Source organism: Leucobacter sp. BZR 635 (genome assembly GCF_048061935.2).
In the GTDB taxonomy this organism is placed as follows: Bacteria; Actinomycetota; Actinomycetes; order Actinomycetales; family Microbacteriaceae; genus Leucobacter.
In genome coordinates this window covers 1-16,887 of sequence record NZ_JBLUNZ020000040.1, presented here as the reverse complement: position 1 = coordinate 16,887, position 16,887 = coordinate 1, and the positions used below count along the sequence as shown (strand labels likewise).

General features: G+C 66.4%; 13 protein-coding genes and 1 pseudogene. 10 read left to right on the top strand and 4 right to left on the bottom strand.

Going from position 1 to position 16,887, the window contains the following annotated elements:
- Positions 1–37 precede the first annotated feature (37 nt).
- Positions 38–1,081 (bottom strand): endonuclease/exonuclease/phosphatase family protein, encoded by a 1,044-nt coding sequence (locus tag ACI1US_RS08125; RefSeq protein WP_461639614.1) that lies wholly within the window; start codon positions 1,079–1,081, stop codon positions 38–40.
- Between the two features lie 128 nt (positions 1,082–1,209).
- On the opposite strand from ACI1US_RS08125, the gene uvrB reads away from it, so the two are divergent.
- Positions 1,210–3,297 (top strand): excinuclease ABC subunit UvrB, encoded by a 2,088-nt coding sequence (uvrB, locus tag ACI1US_RS08120; protein WP_461639612.1) that lies wholly within the window; start codon positions 1,210–1,212, stop codon positions 3,295–3,297.
- Positions 3,298–3,303: 6 nt separating this feature from the next.
- Here uvrB and ACI1US_RS08115 read toward each other — a convergent pair whose 3' ends face one another.
- Both ACI1US_RS08115 and ACI1US_RS08110 read right to left on the bottom strand, forming a co-directional pair.
- Positions 3,304–3,702, bottom strand: a complete 399-nt coding sequence (locus ACI1US_RS08115) for a VOC family protein (protein ID WP_461639610.1) — start codon at positions 3,700–3,702, stop codon at positions 3,304–3,306.
- A 48-nt stretch (positions 3,703–3,750) separates the two neighbouring features.
- On the bottom strand, positions 3,751–4,587 hold the full coding sequence (locus ACI1US_RS08110; protein WP_461639608.1) for a siderophore-interacting protein: 837 nt from the start codon (positions 4,585–4,587) through the stop codon (positions 3,751–3,753).
- A gap of 147 nt (positions 4,588–4,734) precedes the next feature.
- Between ACI1US_RS08110 and uvrA the strand changes: the two genes are divergently transcribed.
- From uvrA to ACI1US_RS08065, 9 genes are all read left to right on the top strand, one after another.
- Complete coding sequence (uvrA, locus tag ACI1US_RS08105) at positions 4,735–7,800, top strand: excinuclease ABC subunit UvrA (RefSeq protein ID WP_461639606.1); 3,066 nt, start codon at positions 4,735–4,737, stop codon at positions 7,798–7,800.
- 28 nt (positions 7,801–7,828) lie between these two features.
- Entirely contained in the window at positions 7,829–9,841 is a 2,013-nt protein-coding gene (uvrC, locus tag ACI1US_RS08100) for an excinuclease ABC subunit UvrC (protein ID WP_461639604.1), read from the top strand.
- Positions 9,834–10,712 (top strand): RNase adapter RapZ, encoded by an 879-nt coding sequence (gene rapZ / locus ACI1US_RS08095; RefSeq protein ID WP_416549554.1) that lies wholly within the window; start codon positions 9,834–9,836, stop codon positions 10,710–10,712. The genes uvrC and rapZ overlap by 8 nt, the downstream gene beginning before the upstream one ends.
- A gap of 61 nt (positions 10,713–10,773) precedes the next feature.
- Positions 10,774–11,748 carry a DNA-binding protein WhiA gene (gene whiA, locus ACI1US_RS08090; protein WP_416549553.1) on the top strand — a complete coding sequence of 325 codons (975 nt, stop codon included), beginning with the start codon at positions 10,774–10,776 and terminating at the stop codon, positions 11,746–11,748.
- Between the two features lie 140 nt (positions 11,749–11,888).
- Positions 11,889–12,506 carry a superoxide dismutase gene (locus tag ACI1US_RS08085; protein ID WP_416549552.1) on the top strand — a complete coding sequence of 206 codons (618 nt, stop codon included), beginning with the start codon at positions 11,889–11,891 and terminating at the stop codon, positions 12,504–12,506.
- A 55-nt stretch (positions 12,507–12,561) separates the two neighbouring features.
- Complete coding sequence (locus ACI1US_RS08080) at positions 12,562–13,812, top strand: phosphoglycerate kinase (RefSeq protein WP_416549551.1); 1,251 nt, start codon at positions 12,562–12,564, stop codon at positions 13,810–13,812.
- Entirely contained in the window at positions 13,809–14,654 is an 846-nt protein-coding gene (gene tpiA / locus ACI1US_RS08075) for a triose-phosphate isomerase (protein WP_416549550.1), read from the top strand. Before ACI1US_RS08080 ends, tpiA begins: the two co-directional genes overlap by 4 nt.
- A gap of 116 nt (positions 14,655–14,770) precedes the next feature.
- Positions 14,771–15,019, top strand: coding sequence for a preprotein translocase subunit SecG (secG, locus tag ACI1US_RS08070; RefSeq protein ID WP_416549549.1), 249 nt, complete (start codon positions 14,771–14,773; stop codon positions 15,017–15,019).
- Positions 15,020–15,042: 23 nt separating this feature from the next.
- Complete coding sequence (locus ACI1US_RS08065; protein ID WP_416549548.1) at positions 15,043–15,408, top strand: RNA polymerase-binding protein RbpA; 366 nt, start codon at positions 15,043–15,045, stop codon at positions 15,406–15,408.
- Positions 15,409–15,853: 445 nt separating this feature from the next.
- Here ACI1US_RS08065 and ACI1US_RS08060 read toward each other — a convergent pair.
- Positions 15,854–16,887: pseudogene (locus ACI1US_RS08060) on the bottom strand (glucose-6-phosphate isomerase); the annotation flags it as partial.

Below are 16,887 nucleotides of genomic sequence, written 5' to 3'. Positions count from 1 at the left end.
CGCTGCGGGATGACCGCGGGGTCACTCCGCAGTGCGCTTATCCGCTCGCTTCGAGCGCCGCGATGACCGGGCGGTGGTCGCTGCCGCCCGCGGCCTCGCCCACGTGAAAGGCGGCGGCCTCCCAGTCTGCCCCGGTGAGCACGTGGTCGATGGGCGACGCGAAGCCGGCCGGAAACGCAGCAGGCCAGGTGCCAGATGCCGCGGCGCCGGCGGCCAACGCGGCGTCACCGCAACCGCGCATGTCGCCGAGATGGTCCACGGTCGCATTCAGGTCGCCAGCCACGATGACGTTCGGGCCGAGGGCGCCGCACTGCTCCGCGACCCACTCGAGTCCCGCGCGCCACTGCGGCATGCCGCCGGGCACCGGCGGGAACGGGTGCGCGATCACGAGGGCGGGCTGGTCCGGGTCGGCGGGGATCCAGACCCCACTGGGCAGCTCCGGGGTGGATCCCCGCGCGCCGTCGTAGGAGTAGCCGCCGAGGCGCTCGGCGATGAGTACCGACGTCGGGATCCTGCCGTCGAGCGTGTGCGCACGCATGGCGAGGCCGCGTTCCCCGAGGATCGCTGCCGCCTCCGCGGCGAGCGTGGCCCCCGCCTCAGGGAGCGCGACGACGTCGGCACCTGCGGCGAGCGCGAGCCGAGCGATGTCTTCCGCGCCCGTGGCTCCGCCCTGCACATTCCACGAGACGACTGTGAGGCCACCGGCGGCAGCGGTGCTCGCGCCGGTCAGGGGTGCGGGGCTCCGATCCCACCCGCGGGCAGCGAGCACCGCTCCCTGCCCGGTCGCCGCGAGCGCGAGGATCACGGCGAGCGCAAGAAACGCGGCCCGCCGCGTGCGCGAGGCGCGGCGTGACACCGCGAGCAGGGCGGCCACCGCGGCGCACGCGCCGAGACCGATGCCGAGCACGGGGCGGAACGCAATGAGCTGGGCGACGCCGAAGATCCGCTGCGCGCCGAACGCCTGCGGCCAAGCGAGGAGCAGCGCTGCCGCCGCGAGGATCGCGCCCACGAGCGCCACCAGGGTCGCGCGGAGGATCCTGCCCGCGGCGGGGGCCGGTGTTCCCTGTTCGAGCGGCGGCATGCACCCAGCTTTCTCGAGGCTGCGATGTTGGTGAGGCACAGCCTACGGTGCTGGTGGGGCACAACCTACACAGACGCCACAGGCGAACAAACTTTCGAATGCCGAGCAAAGTGATTATTCTTATGAGCATGGAACCAACCCGCAGCGTTCGCCCCTTCGAGGTCATCAGCGACTACGAACCGAGCGGCGATCAGCCGCAGGCGATCGAGGAGCTCTCCCGCCGCATCAACGCGGGCGACACCGACGTGGTGCTGCTCGGTGCGACCGGAACTGGCAAGTCGGCAACGACCGCGTGGCTCATCGAGGCGGTGCAGCGGCCCACACTCGTGCTCGCGCACAACAAGACGCTCGCCGCGCAGCTCGCGACCGAGTTCCGCCAGCTCTTCCCGAACAACGCCGTCGAGTACTTCGTGAGCTACTACGACTATTACCAGCCCGAGGCCTACGTGCCGCAGACGGACACGTTCATTGAGAAAGACTCTTCGGTAAACGCCGAGGTCGAGCGGCTCAGGCACTCGACGACGAACTCGCTGCTGAGCCGCCGCGACGTGATCGTGGTCTCGACCGTCTCCTGCATCTACGGCCTCGGCAAGCCCGAGGAGTACTACGAGGCGATGGTTCCGCTCGTGGTGGGGGATCGACTCGACCGCGACCTACTGCTGCGCCGCTTCGTCGAGATGCAGTACCAGCGCAACGACATTGAGTTTGTGCGCGGCAACTTCCGGGTGCGCGGCGACACCGTCGAGATCATCCCGATGTACGAGGAACTCGCGATCCGCATCGAGTTCTTCGGCGACGAGATCGAGGCGCTGTACTACCTGCACCCGGTGACGGGCGACGTCGTGAACCAGGTCGACGCCGTGTCGGTGTTCCCGGGATCCCACTATGTGGCGAGCCGCGAGGTCATGAACCGCGCGATGGGGCAGATCACCGACGAGCTCGATGAGCGCACGCGCGAGCTAAAGTCCCAGAACAAGCTTGTCGAGGAACAGCGGCTGCGCATGCGCACGACCTTCGACCTCGAAATGATGGAGCAGATCGGCTTCTGTTCGGGCATCGAGAACTACTCGATGCACATGGACGGCCGCGTGCCGGGCGAGGCCCCGCACTGCCTGCTCGACTACTTCCCAGACGACTTCCTCGTCGTCATCGACGAGTCGCACGTGACGGTGCCGCAGATTGGCGCGATGTACGAGGGCGACTCCTCGCGCAAGCGCACGCTGGTGGATCACGGCTTCCGCCTCCCGAGCGCACTCGACAACCGCCCGCTGAAGTTTGGCGAATTCAAGGAGCGGGTCGGCCAGACGGTGTATCTCTCGGCGACGCCGGGCAAGTACGAGATGGGGATCGCGGACGGCGTGGTCGAGCAGATCATCCGTCCGACCGGCCTCATCGACCCCGAGATCGTCGTGAAGCCCTCAGAGGGGCAGATCGATGACCTGCTCGAGGAGGTGCGCCTGCGGGTCGAGCGTGACGAGCGCGTGCTCGTCACCACGCTCACGAAGAAGATGGCTGAGCAGCTCACGACGTTCATGGAGGAGGCGGGGGTGCGCGTGCGCTACCTGCACTCCGATGTCGACACGCTGCGCCGCGTCGAGCTGCTCACCGAGCTGCGCGCGGGCATCTTCGATGTGCTCGTCGGCATCAACCTGCTGCGTGAGGGCCTCGACCTGCCGGAGGTGTCGCTCGTGGCGATCCTCGACGCCGACAAGGAGGGCTTCCTGCGCTCCTCGACCTCGCTCATTCAGACGATTGGCCGTGCCGCGCGTAACGTGTCGGGCGAGGTGCACATGTACGCCGACAGGATCACTCCGTCGATGAAGCTCGCGATCGACGAGACGAACCGCCGCCGCGAAATGCAGGTCGAGTACAACACGAAGCACGGCATCGATCCCACACCGCTGCGCAAGCAGATCGGCGACATCACCGAAATGCTCAACCGTGAGGCCGCCGACACCGAAGACGTGCTCGCCGAGCGGGTGTCGCGCCACGCGCAAAAGGGATCGCCTCAGCGCGCAAAGGGCAAGGCCGCTTCGCGCGCCGCGGCGATTGGAGCCGAGGGCGCAGACACGCTCACGGAGCTCATTGCCGACCTCACCGCGCAGATGCTACTCGCCTCGGAAGAGCTGAAGTTCGAGCTCGCGGCGCGACTGCGCGACGAGGTTGCCGAGCTGAAGCGGGAGCTGCGCAGCATCGACGCCGCCGGTCACATGTGACCCTCGCTAGGCCTCGGGCAGCGTCGCGTAGAGATCGATAGCGTTGCCGTCGGGATCCATCACGGTTGCGTAGCGCTGCCCCCAGTGCGCATCCCACGGTTCGACGCGGCTGCGGTGGCCCGCCGCCATGAGGCGCGCGAAGACCTCGTCGACCTCCGCGGGGGAGTCTGCCTGGAAGGCAAACGCTACCCGGTGGCTACCCGCCGGAGGAGCGTACTCCGGGTCGAAGCTCTGGATCACCTCGACGGTGTCCCAGCCGATTCGCATGCCGCTTGGAAGCAGCGCTTCGACATGCGGTTCGCTTTCTGCGCCCTCGGGGATCTCGATGCCCAGCTCACGGTAGAACGCGAGCGAGGCAGCGAGATCACGGGTGACGATGCCTAAGAAGTCAAGGGTGAGGCTCATTGCTTCAGCATAATCCGGGACGAGGTCGCCGCCTGCAGTCTTTCCGGGCTAGATCTGACCGATCGCCTCGCGCTTTTCGGCCTGGAACGTGTCCTCGCGCCGCCCGTATGCCCAGTAGGGCGACAGCGAGAGCTGTGCGCGCTCGATGCCCCGCTCGTCGGTGAAGTAGGGACGCAGCGCCTTCATTGCCCCGCGCTCGCCGTGCACGAAGACCTGCACTCGGCCGGGACGCCACTCAGCCGCGCGCACGGCGTCAACGAGCACCGTCGAGGTTCCAGCCTCGGCCTCGCCGCGGAAGAGCCAGGTGACTTCGATCCCTGCGGGGGCCGCAAGCTCGAGCACATCTGCCTCACCCGCAACCTCAATGAGCGCCACGCCCCGTGCATCAGCGGGCATCGCTTCAAGCGCCGAGGCTATCGCCGGGATCGCCGACTCGTCGCCGGCGAGGAAGTGCCAGTCAGCCGTGGGGTCGGGCGCATAGCCTCCGCCAATTCCGCGGAGCACGACGGGATCGCCGGGCTTCGCCCGATCCGCCCAGGGCCCGGCGTAGCCGTCGTCGCCGTGGGTGACGAAGTCGATCCAGACCTCGCCGGCCTCCTGGTCGATGCGGCGTACCGTGTAGGTCCGCGTCGAGGGCAGCTGCTCCGCGGGAAGCTCCTGCCGCAGCGCGTCGAGGTCGTACGGGGGAGTGAGGTCGGTTTCCGGGTGCTGGAAGAGCATCTTGCTGTAGGCGTCGGTGAATCCGCTGAGTTCGACATCGGCCATTCCGGGGCCGCCAGCAACAATGCGCACGAGGTGCGGACTCAGTTGCACGCGTTCCTTCACCTCGAGCACAATTTGGGGGCGTGCGGGGCGCTGGGTGCGCGCGCAAGGCTGGGCGGTCATGTCTCTACCTCATTCATCAGATGATCTCTGGCCAGCATCCAGCTTCCCACACCGGGCCCCACAACGCCAGGAGTTAGCGCGCGGCGAACATCCAGATTTCTAGTACACATGTTCGAATTCCCGTGCGGGAGACGCTAAGGTGGGGGAGTGACTTCACAGAGCAACACACCGATACGCTCCTCTGCAGCCCACGCTCACATCAGCGTGCAGGGCGCGAGGGTGCACAACCTGAAAAACGTCGATCTCTCGATCCCGCGCGACTCACTCGTCGTGTTCACGGGGCTGTCGGGGAGCGGCAAGTCGAGCCTCGCGTTCGACACGATCTTTGCCGAGGGCCAGCGCCGGTACGTCGAGTCGCTGAGCGCCTACGCGCGCCAGTTTTTAGGCCAGGTGGATCGGCCGGACGTCGACTTCATCGAGGGTCTGAGCCCCGCGGTGTCGATCGACCAGAAGTCGACGAACCGCAACCCGCGTTCCACAGTCGGTACGATCACCGAGATCTACGACTACATGCGTCTCCTCTGGGCGCGCATCGGCATTCCGCACTGTGCCGTGTGCGGCGAGCGGATCGAGTCGCAGACCGTGCAGCAGATCGCCGACCGGCTCATGCAGCTCGAGGAGCGCACGCGCTTCCAGGTGCTTGCGCCCGTCGTGAGCAAGAAGAAGGGCGAGTTCGTCGACCTCTTCCAGGAGCTCGCGGCCACAGGCTACTCGCGCGCCATCGTCGACGGTGAGCTCGTGCAGCTCAGCGATCCGCCCAAGCTGAAGAAGCAGATCAAGCACGACATCTCTGTGGTCATCGACCGACTTGTCGCCTCGCCCGAGGGGCTCGGGCGTCTCACCGACTCGTTGGAGACCGCGCTGCGGCTCGCTGACGGCACGGTCGAGATCGACTATGTCGACCGCGATGAGCAGGCCGACGACCGCACCCAGCTGTTCTCGGAGCACCTCTCGTGCCCGAACCAACACCCGGTGCAGCTCACCGAGATCGAGCCGCGCACCTTCTCATTCAACGCACCGTTCGGTGCGTGCCCGACGTGTTCGGGTCTCGGCACGAGCATGTCGGTGGATGAGGATCTGGTGCTCGGCGACCCCGAACTCTCCATCAGCGAGGGCGTCATTATTCCCTGGACCAGCCAGGGCAAGAGCCTCTACCAGTACTACGAGAAGCTGCTCGTCGGCCTCTCGAAAGACCTCGACTTCTCGCTGAAGACCCCTTGGGGCGAGCTCAGCGAAGACGTGCAGGAGGCCGTGCTCCGCGGCAACGACTTCAAGGTCAACGTTCGCTGGAAGAACCGCTTCGGCCGCGAGGTCAAGTACACGAGCGGCTTCGAGGGCGTCATTCCGTTCATCGAACGGCAGTACGAAGAGGCCGAGAGCGACAACCGCCGCGAGCGCTGGAGCGAGTTCCTCCGCGAGGTGCCCTGCCACGTCTGCCAGGGCCAGCGACTCAAGCCCGAGGTCCTCGCGGTCACCGTCGACAACGAGTCGATTGCTGCGGTGGGCGAGTTCAGCCTGCTCGATGCGAAGCGCTTCTTCGACGGGGTTGAGCTCAGCGAGCGTGACGCGAAGATCGCGGCGCAGGTGCTCCGCGAGATCCGGCTCCGCTTTGACTTCCTCATCGAGGTCGGGCTCGGCTACCTCACGCTCGCTCGCGCCGCCGGGACACTCTCGGGCGGCGAGGCGCAGCGTATCCGCCTCGCGACGCAGATCGGCTCTGGCCTCACAGGCGTGCTCTACGTGCTCGACGAGCCGTCGATCGGCCTCCACCAGCGAGACAACCGCAGGCTCATCGAGACGCTCATCAAGCTTCGTGATCTCGGCAACACACTCATCGTCGTCGAACACGACGAGGAGACAATCGAGGCAGCCGACTGGCTCGTCGACATCGGCCCCGGTGCCGGCATCGAGGGCGGCACCGTTGTGCACTCGGGCCTCCTCCCGGAGCTGCGCGCAAACACGAACTCGGTCACCGGCGACTACCTCGCCGGCCGGCGCGCGATTGAGACGCCGAAGCAGCGCCGCAAGTTGGACAAGGGCCGCGAGCTGAAGGTCGTTGGCGCGCGTTCAAACAACCTCCAGAACGTCGACGCGACGTTCCCGCTCGGCGTGATGACCGCCGTCACCGGCGTCTCGGGCTCAGGCAAGTCCACGCTCGTAAACGACGTGCTCTATCGCGTGCTCGCGAACCAGCTCAACGGCGCCCGCATGGTGCCCGGGAAGCACACCCGCGTCACCGGGCTCGAGCACCTCGACAAGGTCGTGCACGTCGATCAGGCACCGATCGGGCGCACGCCGCGATCCAACCCCGCGACCTACACGGGCGTGTTCGACAAGATCCGCAACCTGTTCGCTGACACGCAGGAGTCGAAGACCCGCGGCTACCTCGCCGGGCGCTTCAGCTTCAACGTGAAGGGCGGCCGCTGCGAGGCGTGCTCGGGCGACGGCACCCTGAAGATCGAGATGAACTTCCTGCCCGACGTGTACGTCGCGTGCGAGGTCTGCGACGGCAAGCGGTACAACCGCGAGACCCTGCAGGTCCGGTACAAGGGCAAGAACATCGCCGAGGTACTCGAGATGCCGATCGCCGAGGCTGAGAAGTTCTTCGAGCCGATCTCCTCGATCCACCGCTTCATGAAGACGCTCGTCGACGTCGGCCTCGGCTACGTCCGCCTCGGGCAGAGCGCGACAACGCTCTCCGGTGGCGAGGCGCAGCGCGTGAAGCTCGCAACCGAGCTGCAGAAGCGCTCGAATGGCCGCAGCATCTACGTACTCGACGAGCCGACCACCGGTCTCCACTTCGAAGACGTGCGCAAGCTCCTGCTCGTGCTCAACGGCCTCGTCGACAAGGGCAACACGGTCATCACGATCGAGCACAACCTCGACGTGATCCGCAGCGCAGACTGGGTCATCGACCTCGGCCCCGAGGGCGGCTCGGGCGGCGGCACGATCCTCACGACCGGCACGCCCGAACAGGTCGCGAAGCACGCTGAGAGCCACACCGGGCAGTTCCTCGCCGAAGCGCTCGCCAAGGCGCCAGTCGCGAAGACGGTGACGCGGATCACCGCTGCCCCGGCAGCGATGAAGGCTCCGGCGGCGAAGAAGACGGCTGCGAAGAAGCCTGCTGCGAAGAAGCCTGCCGAAAAGAAGACTGCGGCCCCCAAGAAAACTGCGGCGAAGAAGCAGCCCGCCGCCGCACAGCAGACCGCGTAGTGGCAGGCTGGCCTGTGAGAATGACCTCGTGAAGGAAGATCCACTGCGAGTCGGCCTAGGCGCCGGGGACACCCCCGGCGCCTCGGGCGTCTCCGCCGCGCCCGCGCTTCCTGTCGACCCGCGCGACACCTTCAAACCGGCGCCGGGCGAGATCCCGACAAGCCCGGGCGTCTACCGGTTCTCGGACCGGCACGGCCGCGTGCTCTACATCGGCAAGGCGAAGAACCTCAGGGCCCGACTGTCGAACTACTTCCAGCCGATGCACTCGCTCATGCCCCGCACGCGGCGCATGCTGTCGCTCGCCGCGAACGTCGACTGGACGGTGGTCGCGAGCGACACCGAATCGCTCGTCCTCGAGCACACCTGGATCACGGAGTACAAGCCGCCGTTCAACGTCCAGTTCAAGGACGATAAGACCTACCCGTACCTCGCGGTGACGCTGGGGGAGGAAGCCCCGCGGCTCATCATCACCCGCAACGAGCGCATCAGGGGCGCGAAGTACTTCGGGCCGTACCCAAAGGTGTGGGCGATCCGCGAGACCGCGGCGCTGCTGCACCAGGCATTCCCCATCCGCACCTGCAACGACGCCGACTACAAGCGTGCGATGACGAGCGGTAAGCCGTGCCTGGCGGGCCAGATTGGCCGCTGTGGGGGACCCTGCTCGCACACCGTCACGGTCGAGGAGCACCGCGCCCGAGTGAGCGAGCTCGTCGCGTTTCTCGGCGGTAACTACCAGGCGCAGTTCCGCAGGCTGCAGCGCGAGATGAAGGACGCGGCAGCCGAGCAGCGATACGAAGACGCCGCAAGGCTCCGCGATCAGGTCGCGGCCGTCGAGCACGTCATGGAGAAGAACGCGATCGTGCTCGGCCACGAGGTCGACGTCGACGCATTCGGACTACGCGTCGATGAGCTCTCGGCAGCCCTCCACCAGTTCATTATTCGCGGCGGCCGGGTGCGCGGTGAGCGCAGCTGGATCGTCGACGTCGAGCTCGACGACTCGCCCGGCAGGCTCCTCGAACAGGTGCTGCAGACGGCGTATGAGGGCGACCGCGAGCCGCCACCAGAGGTGCTCGTACCAGAGCTACCCGACGGCCTCGAGTCGCTCGAGGAGACGCTTTCGAAGCTGCGGCCGCGCAAGGGCAAGGTGCGGATCCGCACGCCCGAACGCGGCGACAAGGCCCAGCTCATGGATCGCGCGACGCTCAACGCCGGCGAGAATCTCATGCGCTACAAGCTCAAGCGCGCGGCCGACATCACGAGCCGCACCGACGCCCTCGCCGAGCTGCAGCAGGCGATCGGCATGGACGAGGCACCGCTGCGCATCGAGTGCATCGACGTCTCGCACCTGCAGGGCACAGGCGTTGTCGCCTCCCTCGTCGTCTTCGAAGATGGCCTGCCAGCCAAAAGCGAGTACCGCAAGTACCGCATCGAAGAGACCACCGACGACACCGACTCGATCTATCAGGTCGTATCTCGTCGCGCCGCGCAGCTGAACCACGCCCGGGAAGCAGGGGAGCGCCCAACCGGCGCGTACCGCGCCCGGCCCCAGCTCATCATCGTCGACGGCGGCGAACCGCAGGTCAAGGCCGCGCACCGGGCGCTGCGCGAGGCCGGCATCACCGACATTGCGCTGTGCGGCATCGCGAAGCGGCTCGAGGAGCTGTGGCTGCCGGAGGATCCGTTCCCGGTCGTGCTCCCGCGCACCAGCGAGGCGCTGTTTCTCGTGCAGCGGGCCCGTGACGAGGCGCACCGCTTCGCGATCACCTTCCAGCGCAAGCGCCGCAGCGAGGCGATCGCATCGCAGCTCGCAGACGTACCCGGGCTTGGCCCGAAACGGGTGCAGCAGCTGCTGCGGCACTTCGGCTCAGCCACCAGGTTGCGCGGGGCGTCGGTCGCCGAACTCGCGGCCGTACCGGGAATCGGAGAGCGGACGGCAGAACAGATTCTCGGACACCTTACCCGACTCCGAAAGGGCGCGCCAGACGCTAAGATTGTCGATGCGCAGACAGACACAGACTTTGAGGGGGTAGACGATGAATGAGGTCGTTAACGGTCAGGAGATCCTGATTGTCACCGGTATGTCCGGGGCAGGCCGCAGCACCGTCGCCAACACCCTCGAAGACCTCGGATGGTACGTCGTAGACAACCTCCCGCTGTCGATGGTGAAGACCCTCGCAGACATGGCCGACAAGTCAGGCGGGGCGCTTCCGCGCATCGCCGCGGTCGTCGATGTTCGCGGGCGGGATCTCTTCGCCGATATTCAGGACACCGTGAATGAGCTCCGGCACACGGCCACAGTGCGGGTCGTGTTCCTTGACGCCGCGGACGACATCCTCGTCCGCCGCTACGAGAGCGTTCGCCGCCCGCACCCGCTGCAGGTCGAGACCGGTGGCCTCCTTGAAGGCATCCGGCTCGAGCGCGAACGCTCACAGGAGCTCCGCGCCACCAGCGACGTTGTGGTCGATACGTCGAACTACAACGTGCACCAGCTCACCACCGCAATCCGCGACATGTTCTCCTCAGAGGACGTCGCCGGATTGCAGCTGTCGGTCATGAGTTTCGGTTTCAAATACGGCGCTCCCACCGATGTGGACCTGATGGCAGATATGCGGTTCATTCCGAACCCGTTCTGGGACCCCGAGCTTCGCCCGCTCACTGGCGTCGACCCCGCGGTGAAGGACTATGTCCTCAGCCGGGAGGGTGCGACAGAATTCATCGACGCCTACGTTGCCGCCCTCGCCCCGGTGTTTGCCGGATTCCAGCGCGAGAACAAGCGGCACGCATCGCTCGCCGTCGGTTGCACCGGCGGCAAGCATCGCTCAGTGGCAGTTGCCCGAGAGCTCGCAGACCGGCTTGCCAGTCTGCCCGGCGTGAGCGTACAGCTCCGCCACCGCGACCTCGGTCGCGAATAACGGTACAGCGCGATCCGCTGCCCGTTATGTTCGCTGTTTATCTGTTTCGAAAGGAATATCTGTGCCGAGTACCGCCGATGTCATGAGCGAGCTGGTGAAGCTCCCCGTGCAACGGACCGGGGAGAGAATGGCGGAACTCGCCACGATCCTGCGCTTGTCTGGCGGCCTACACACGATCAATGGGCGTATCGCCCTTGAAGCTGAGCTGCATACCCCGCAGACAGTACAGCGTGTGCGTAAAGACCTTGCGGAGCTCTACGGCGTGCGCGCCGAGGCCCGCCAGTTGCCCCCAACCACGGTGCGCCCGGGCGCACCACAGTTCCTCGTCCGCGTCATTGACGGCGAGACGCTTGCCCGTCAGCTGGGTCTGCTTGACCAGCGCCGCCGCCCGATCCGCGGCCTACCGAATCGCGTCACCACCGGTGACGCGAAGGAGCTCGCCGCGGCCCTTCGCGGCGCGTTCCTTGCCCGGGGCAAGATCACGCCCCCCGGCCGTACCGTCAGCCTCGAGGTCGTCTGCCCGAGCAGCGAGACCTCGATGGCGCTCGTGGGTGCTGCGAGCCGGATCGGCGTTGACGCGAAGAGCCGCGATATCCGCGGCGTCTCGAAGCTGCTCGTGCGCGATGGCGAGGCCATCGGCACGCTGCTCGGGCTCATGGGTGCCGAGGAGTCGCGCGCCGCGTGGGACAACCTGCGCAAGGCCCGCGAGACCCGCGCGACCGCGAACCGCCTGGTGAACTTCGATGACGCAAACCTGCGCCGCTCGGCCGAAGCTTCGGTCGCGGCCTGCGCCAGGGTCGAGCGCGCGCTCGAGATCCTCGGCAGCGATGTTCCGGATCACCTGAACTACGCAGGTCAGCTCCGACTCTCACACCGCGAGGCGAGCCTCGATGAGCTTGGCGCTCGCGCTGATCCACCGCTCACCAAGGACGCAATTGCGGGGCGCATTCGCCGCCTGCTCGCGATGGCCGACAAGGCAGCTGAGGATCAGGGCATCCCCGGCACCGAGGCAAGCGTTCCCGAAGAGCTCGTATAACCGGGCGGCGTCAGCCGAGCCTCGCTGCGGGCTAGATCTGCGAATCACCGCAATCGATCTAGCCCGCAGCGAACACTGGGCACCCGCCCTGTTCCAGCCATAGACTGAGTACTGAATCCCTGAAGCGAAATGGAGCTGCAATGACCGCATACTCACTCCCCGAACTCCCGTACGACTACGCTGCCCTCGAGCCGCACATCAGCGGCAAGATCATGGAGCTGCACCACGGAAAGCACCACCAGGCCTACGTGACGGGTGCCAACACCGCGCTCGAGCAGCTCGCCGAGGCGCGCGACTCGGGCAACCTTGCCCCAGTGAACAAGCTTGAGAAGGATCTGGCGTTCAACGTCGGCGGCCATGTCAACCACACCATCTTCTGGAACAACATGTCGCCCGAGGGCGGCGGACAGCCCGAGGGCGAGCTCGCCGCGGCGATCACCGAGTTCTTCGGCGACTTCGAGAAGTTCCAGGCACACTTCGCGGCAACCGCGATGGGCGTGCAGGGCTCCGGCTGGGCAGTGCTCGCCTGGGACTCGCTCGGCCAGCGCGCAAACATCGTGCAGATGTTTGACCAGCAGGGCAACCTCCCCGCTGGCACCGTGCCGCTGCTCATGCTCGACTGCTGGGAGCACGCGTACTACCTCGACTACCTCAACGTGCGCGCGGACTACGTGAAGGCGTTCTGGAACGTCGCGAACTGGCAGGACGTCGCGAAGCGCTTTGAGGCTGCTCGCAGCCAGACGCCGGGCCTCATCTAACCGCCCAGCTTCACCAACGTCAGCTCACCCTGCACTGCCCTCTTTCTAAGGAACCATGCGCACACTCGATTCGCTCGGCCCACTCGGGTCGAAGACAGTAATTGTCCGTTGTGATCTCAACGTGCCGCTCGCCACAGACGCGAACGGCGTGAAGACGATCACCGATGACGGGCGGATCCGCGCCTCACTCACGACCATTCGTGAACTCCGTGAGGCCGGCGCGCGAATCGTGCTCATCAGCCACCTCGGCCGCCCGAAGGGCGAGCCTGACGAGCAGTACTCGCTTCGTCCGGTGGCCGCGCGCATGACTGAACTGTTGAACGAGGCAGAGCCGGTGAGCGACTCAGGTGACGCTGCAGAGGTAGGCTTCGTCGACGAAACCGTCGGCGAAGCCGCCTCGGCAGCTGTCGCCGCCCTTGCAGACGGCGAGATCGTGCTGCTCGAGAACCTCCGATTCAACGCGGGGGAGACGAGCAAGGATGACGCCGAGCGTCGCGCGTTCGCGCAGCAGCTCGCAGACTTCGCCGATGCCTTCGTCTCAGACGGCTTTGGCGTGGTGCACCGCAAGCAGGCAAGCGTCTACGACCTCGCCCAGCTGCTCCCGAGCGCCGCGGGGCGCCTCGTAGCTGCGGAGCTCGAAGTCCTCGAGCGCCTCACCGAGAAAGCTGAGCGACCCTACGCGGTTGTGCTCGGCGGTTCGAAGGTCTCGGACAAGCTCGGCGTGATCGCACACCTGATTGAGCGCGTAGACACGCTGCTCATCGGTGGGGGAATGGTGTTCACCTTCCTCGCAGCCCAGGGCCACAAGGTGGGGGCGAGCCTCCTCGAAGAAGATCAGCTCGACACCGTCCGCGGCTACCTCGCTACAGCGAAGGAGCGCGGCGTACGCATCGTGCTCCCCACAGACATTATTGTTGCGGAGGGCTTCGCTGCCGACGCGGCACACGAGATCGTTCCGGCAGACGCGATCGAGTCGAGCAGCTTCGGCGCCTCCGGCCTCGGGCTCGACATCGGGCCCGACTCGGCCGCTGCGTTCGCCGCGGTCATCGCCGAGTCGGCAACCGTGTTCTGGAACGGCCCCATGGGCGTATTCGAGATGACGGCATTTGCCGGCGGAACCCGCACCATCGCGCGCGCACTCACCGAAACCGACGGCTTCACCGTCGTCGGCGGCGGCGACTCAGCAGCGGCGGTCCGAGTGCTCGGATTCGCCGACGAAGACTTTGGCCACATCTCGACTGGCGGAGGCGCGAGCCTCGAATTTCTCGAAGGCAAAGCTTTGCCAGGACTGGAGGTCCTCGTATGAACGACGCGGCAACACCCACCGACGCGGCAGCTCATCCCGCACCCGCAGCGGCCGCGCCCGTGAAGCGCACCCCGCTCATCGCAGGCAACTGGAAGATGCACTTCGACCACCTGCAGGCGATCGCATTCGTGCAGAAGCTCGCCTGGAGCTTGAAGGATGCGCAGCACAACTACGGCGAGGTTGAGGTCGCGGTATTCCCGCCCTTCACCGACCTGCGCTCCGTGCAGACGCTCCTCACCGCAGACAAGCTTGCCGTCGCCCTCGGCGCGCAGGATGTCTCGCCCCACGCCTCCGGCGCGTTCACCGGTGACATCTCCGCTGCGATGCTCAAGAAGCTCGACACGAAGTACGTCATCGTCGGCCACTCCGAGCGCCGCGGTGGCCACGGTGAGTCCGACGAGACCGTCGGTCTCAAGGCACGCGCAGCGGTTGACGCTGGCATGATCCCCGTGATCTGCGTCGGCGAGACCGCCGAAGACCTCGAGGCGCACGGTGCCGCGGCGATCCCGGTGCAGCAGCTCACCGCTGTACTCGCGCAGCTGACCGCCGACGCCACCTTCGTCGTTGCGTACGAGCCCGTTTGGGCTATCGGCAGCGGCGAACCCGCCACGCCCGCGCAGGCCGAGGAAGTCGGTAAGGCACTCCGCGATGTGCTGCGCGCTGAGCGTGGCGACGATGTCGCGAACGCGACTCGCGTGCTCTACGGCGGATCAGTAGCCAGCCAGAACATTGCGTCCTACATGAAGCAGCCGAACATTGATGGCGCGCTCGTGGGCGGCGCGAGCCTGAAGGTCGACGAGTTCAGTCGGATCGCGCAGTTCACTAAGCACGTCGGGGTCTAGTCGAAGCGACTCGCACCCACCCCTTCCGGGGAACACACGCCCGGTTTCTCTGCTCCGGCGGCGGAACGGCTATACTAGAGGCTGACTTACTGCGCCTCCCGCGAAAGGCACCTATCTTGGTCGTATTGAAGATCATCATGATCTCGCTCCTCGTGCTCACGAGTATCCTGCTCATCCTGTTTGTGCTGCTGCACAAGGGGCGTGGCGGCGGACTCTCCGACATGTTCGGTGGCGGAGTCACCTCGAGCCTGGGATCATCCGGTGTCGCGGAGCGCAACCTCAATCGCCTCACTGTGATTGTTTCACTCGTGTGGTTTTTCTCGATCGTGGGCATTGGCCTCATCGATCGTTTCACGCTTATCTAGCATTTCTCGAAAGCAGGTCACCCGTGGCAGGCAGTAACGCCATTCGCGGTGCGCGCGTCGGATCCGGCCCCATGGGCGAGATGGATCACGGCGTGCGTGCAGAACGCAAGAAGGTCTCGTACTGGGACGCACTCGGCAACGAGACCGTCCGGTACTTCGCGGCAGAGGTCGCAGACGAAGACATTCCCGAGCAGATCGACTCACCCTCGACCGGTCTGCCCGCAGGGCAGGATCAGAAGAACCCGCCCGAGCTCGCCAAGAACGAGCCGTACAAGACGCACCTCGCCTATGTGAAGGAGCGCCGCACCGAGGAAGAAGCCGAGGAGCTGCTCGAAGCCGCTCTGCTCAAGCTTCGTCAGCGACGCGGAACCGCGAAGCTTTCTGCGTAGTCAGCAGGCGGTGCGTCGCTCGCGCGACGCACACACAGAACAGGCCCCGGGAATTGTCCCGGGGCCTGTTCTGTCTGTGCTGCGCGAGCACCCAGGGAGGCGAAGCACGCCCACCCCGAGCCGCTCAGGAGATATGTTCTCGGCGAAGTCAGGGGTGATTTGCGGTCAAAGACTCATGACCTCGCTGAGGTCATGGCAGGTGAGTGCTCCTGGCCGCTGAGGTCATGGCAGGTGAGCGCTCCTGGTCGCTGAGGCGTACACCTTCAACTGAGCAGAGCCTCTCAGGCCCCTAGTGATCTATTCCGACCATTGTGCGGCCTGTGGAAGGCACGGTCTCAATCAATAGGAGCAGTGAGGATGAGCCTGAGCGGCAGTGAGGATTGCGGCGGAGGCCGGCGCGTGGCCCAGACCGGGATCCCCCGGCCCGGGCGACGCGAATTGGCTGCTACCAGGCCGCGAGCAGCTCTCGCAGGTACGCCTCGATGCTGTCGGTCTCCACACGAATGACCGTGCGGCCACGCGCCTGAAGCACGCTCGCGTCACCGCGGGCTTGAGCGTTGAGGAGCTCGCCGAAGCTCTGCTGTTCGCCGGGAATCTCGACGTCCCGGTCGGGCCGAGCGACGAGCTGCAAGAACGCAGCCCGGTTTGGCCCACCCTTGTGGAACTGGCCGGTGGAGTGCAGGTAGCGCGGCCCGTAGCCGAGCGATACCGGCACACCGAGCTCGGTGTTCAGCGCCGCGCGGAGTTCCTCAAGCAACGCTGCCACGGTCCCTGTGCTCGGGTCGCAGTACGCCTGAATGGCGACGTAGCCGGTCGGGGGAGTCGCCGCAGTGAGCTCCGCACGAACGGTCGCGGGCGACAGCGTTGGGCCGGCTTCGGCAACCGGGCCGCCCGGCGATTCACGCGTCGCGATCTTGGCGGACTCGACGTCGGGCTGGTTGAACGGGTCCACGCTGAGGAGGAACCCGAGGGCCGCGGTCACGACCTGCCAGAGCAGGAGCTGTTCGCCGAGCGTGCCGGCGACGCAGAGGCTCGGCGTCGGTGCGTCGGAGCTGCGGCCCGCGGAGCCGGAGCTCCCGTTCAAAGCTGCGTCGGTCACGTTCTCCGTCGCACCGTACGTCAGCGAGACAACGCTCCCTGACGGCGTGGCCGCCGCGCGCAGGGGGAGGGCGATCGGAAGCACACCCTTCCCGTCCTTACCGGTCGACTCGGCAACGAGCTGCTCGATCCAGAGCCCGAACTCAGCGGGCAGCGAGCCATCCGGGTGCATCTCGAGCACGAAGCGCTCGGGCAGCCCTGCTGCGATTGCCGCTGCGAGCTCCAGCGCGGGATTCTCCGCGGAGTCCGTCATAAGTGAGGCCCGCACGGCGGCGGCATCGCTGACGATCCCGCGCATATCGGCGCCCGCAAGCACGCTCGGGACGATCCCAAACGCGGTGAGCGCGGAAAACCTGCCGCCCACGGTGGGGTCAGCAAGGA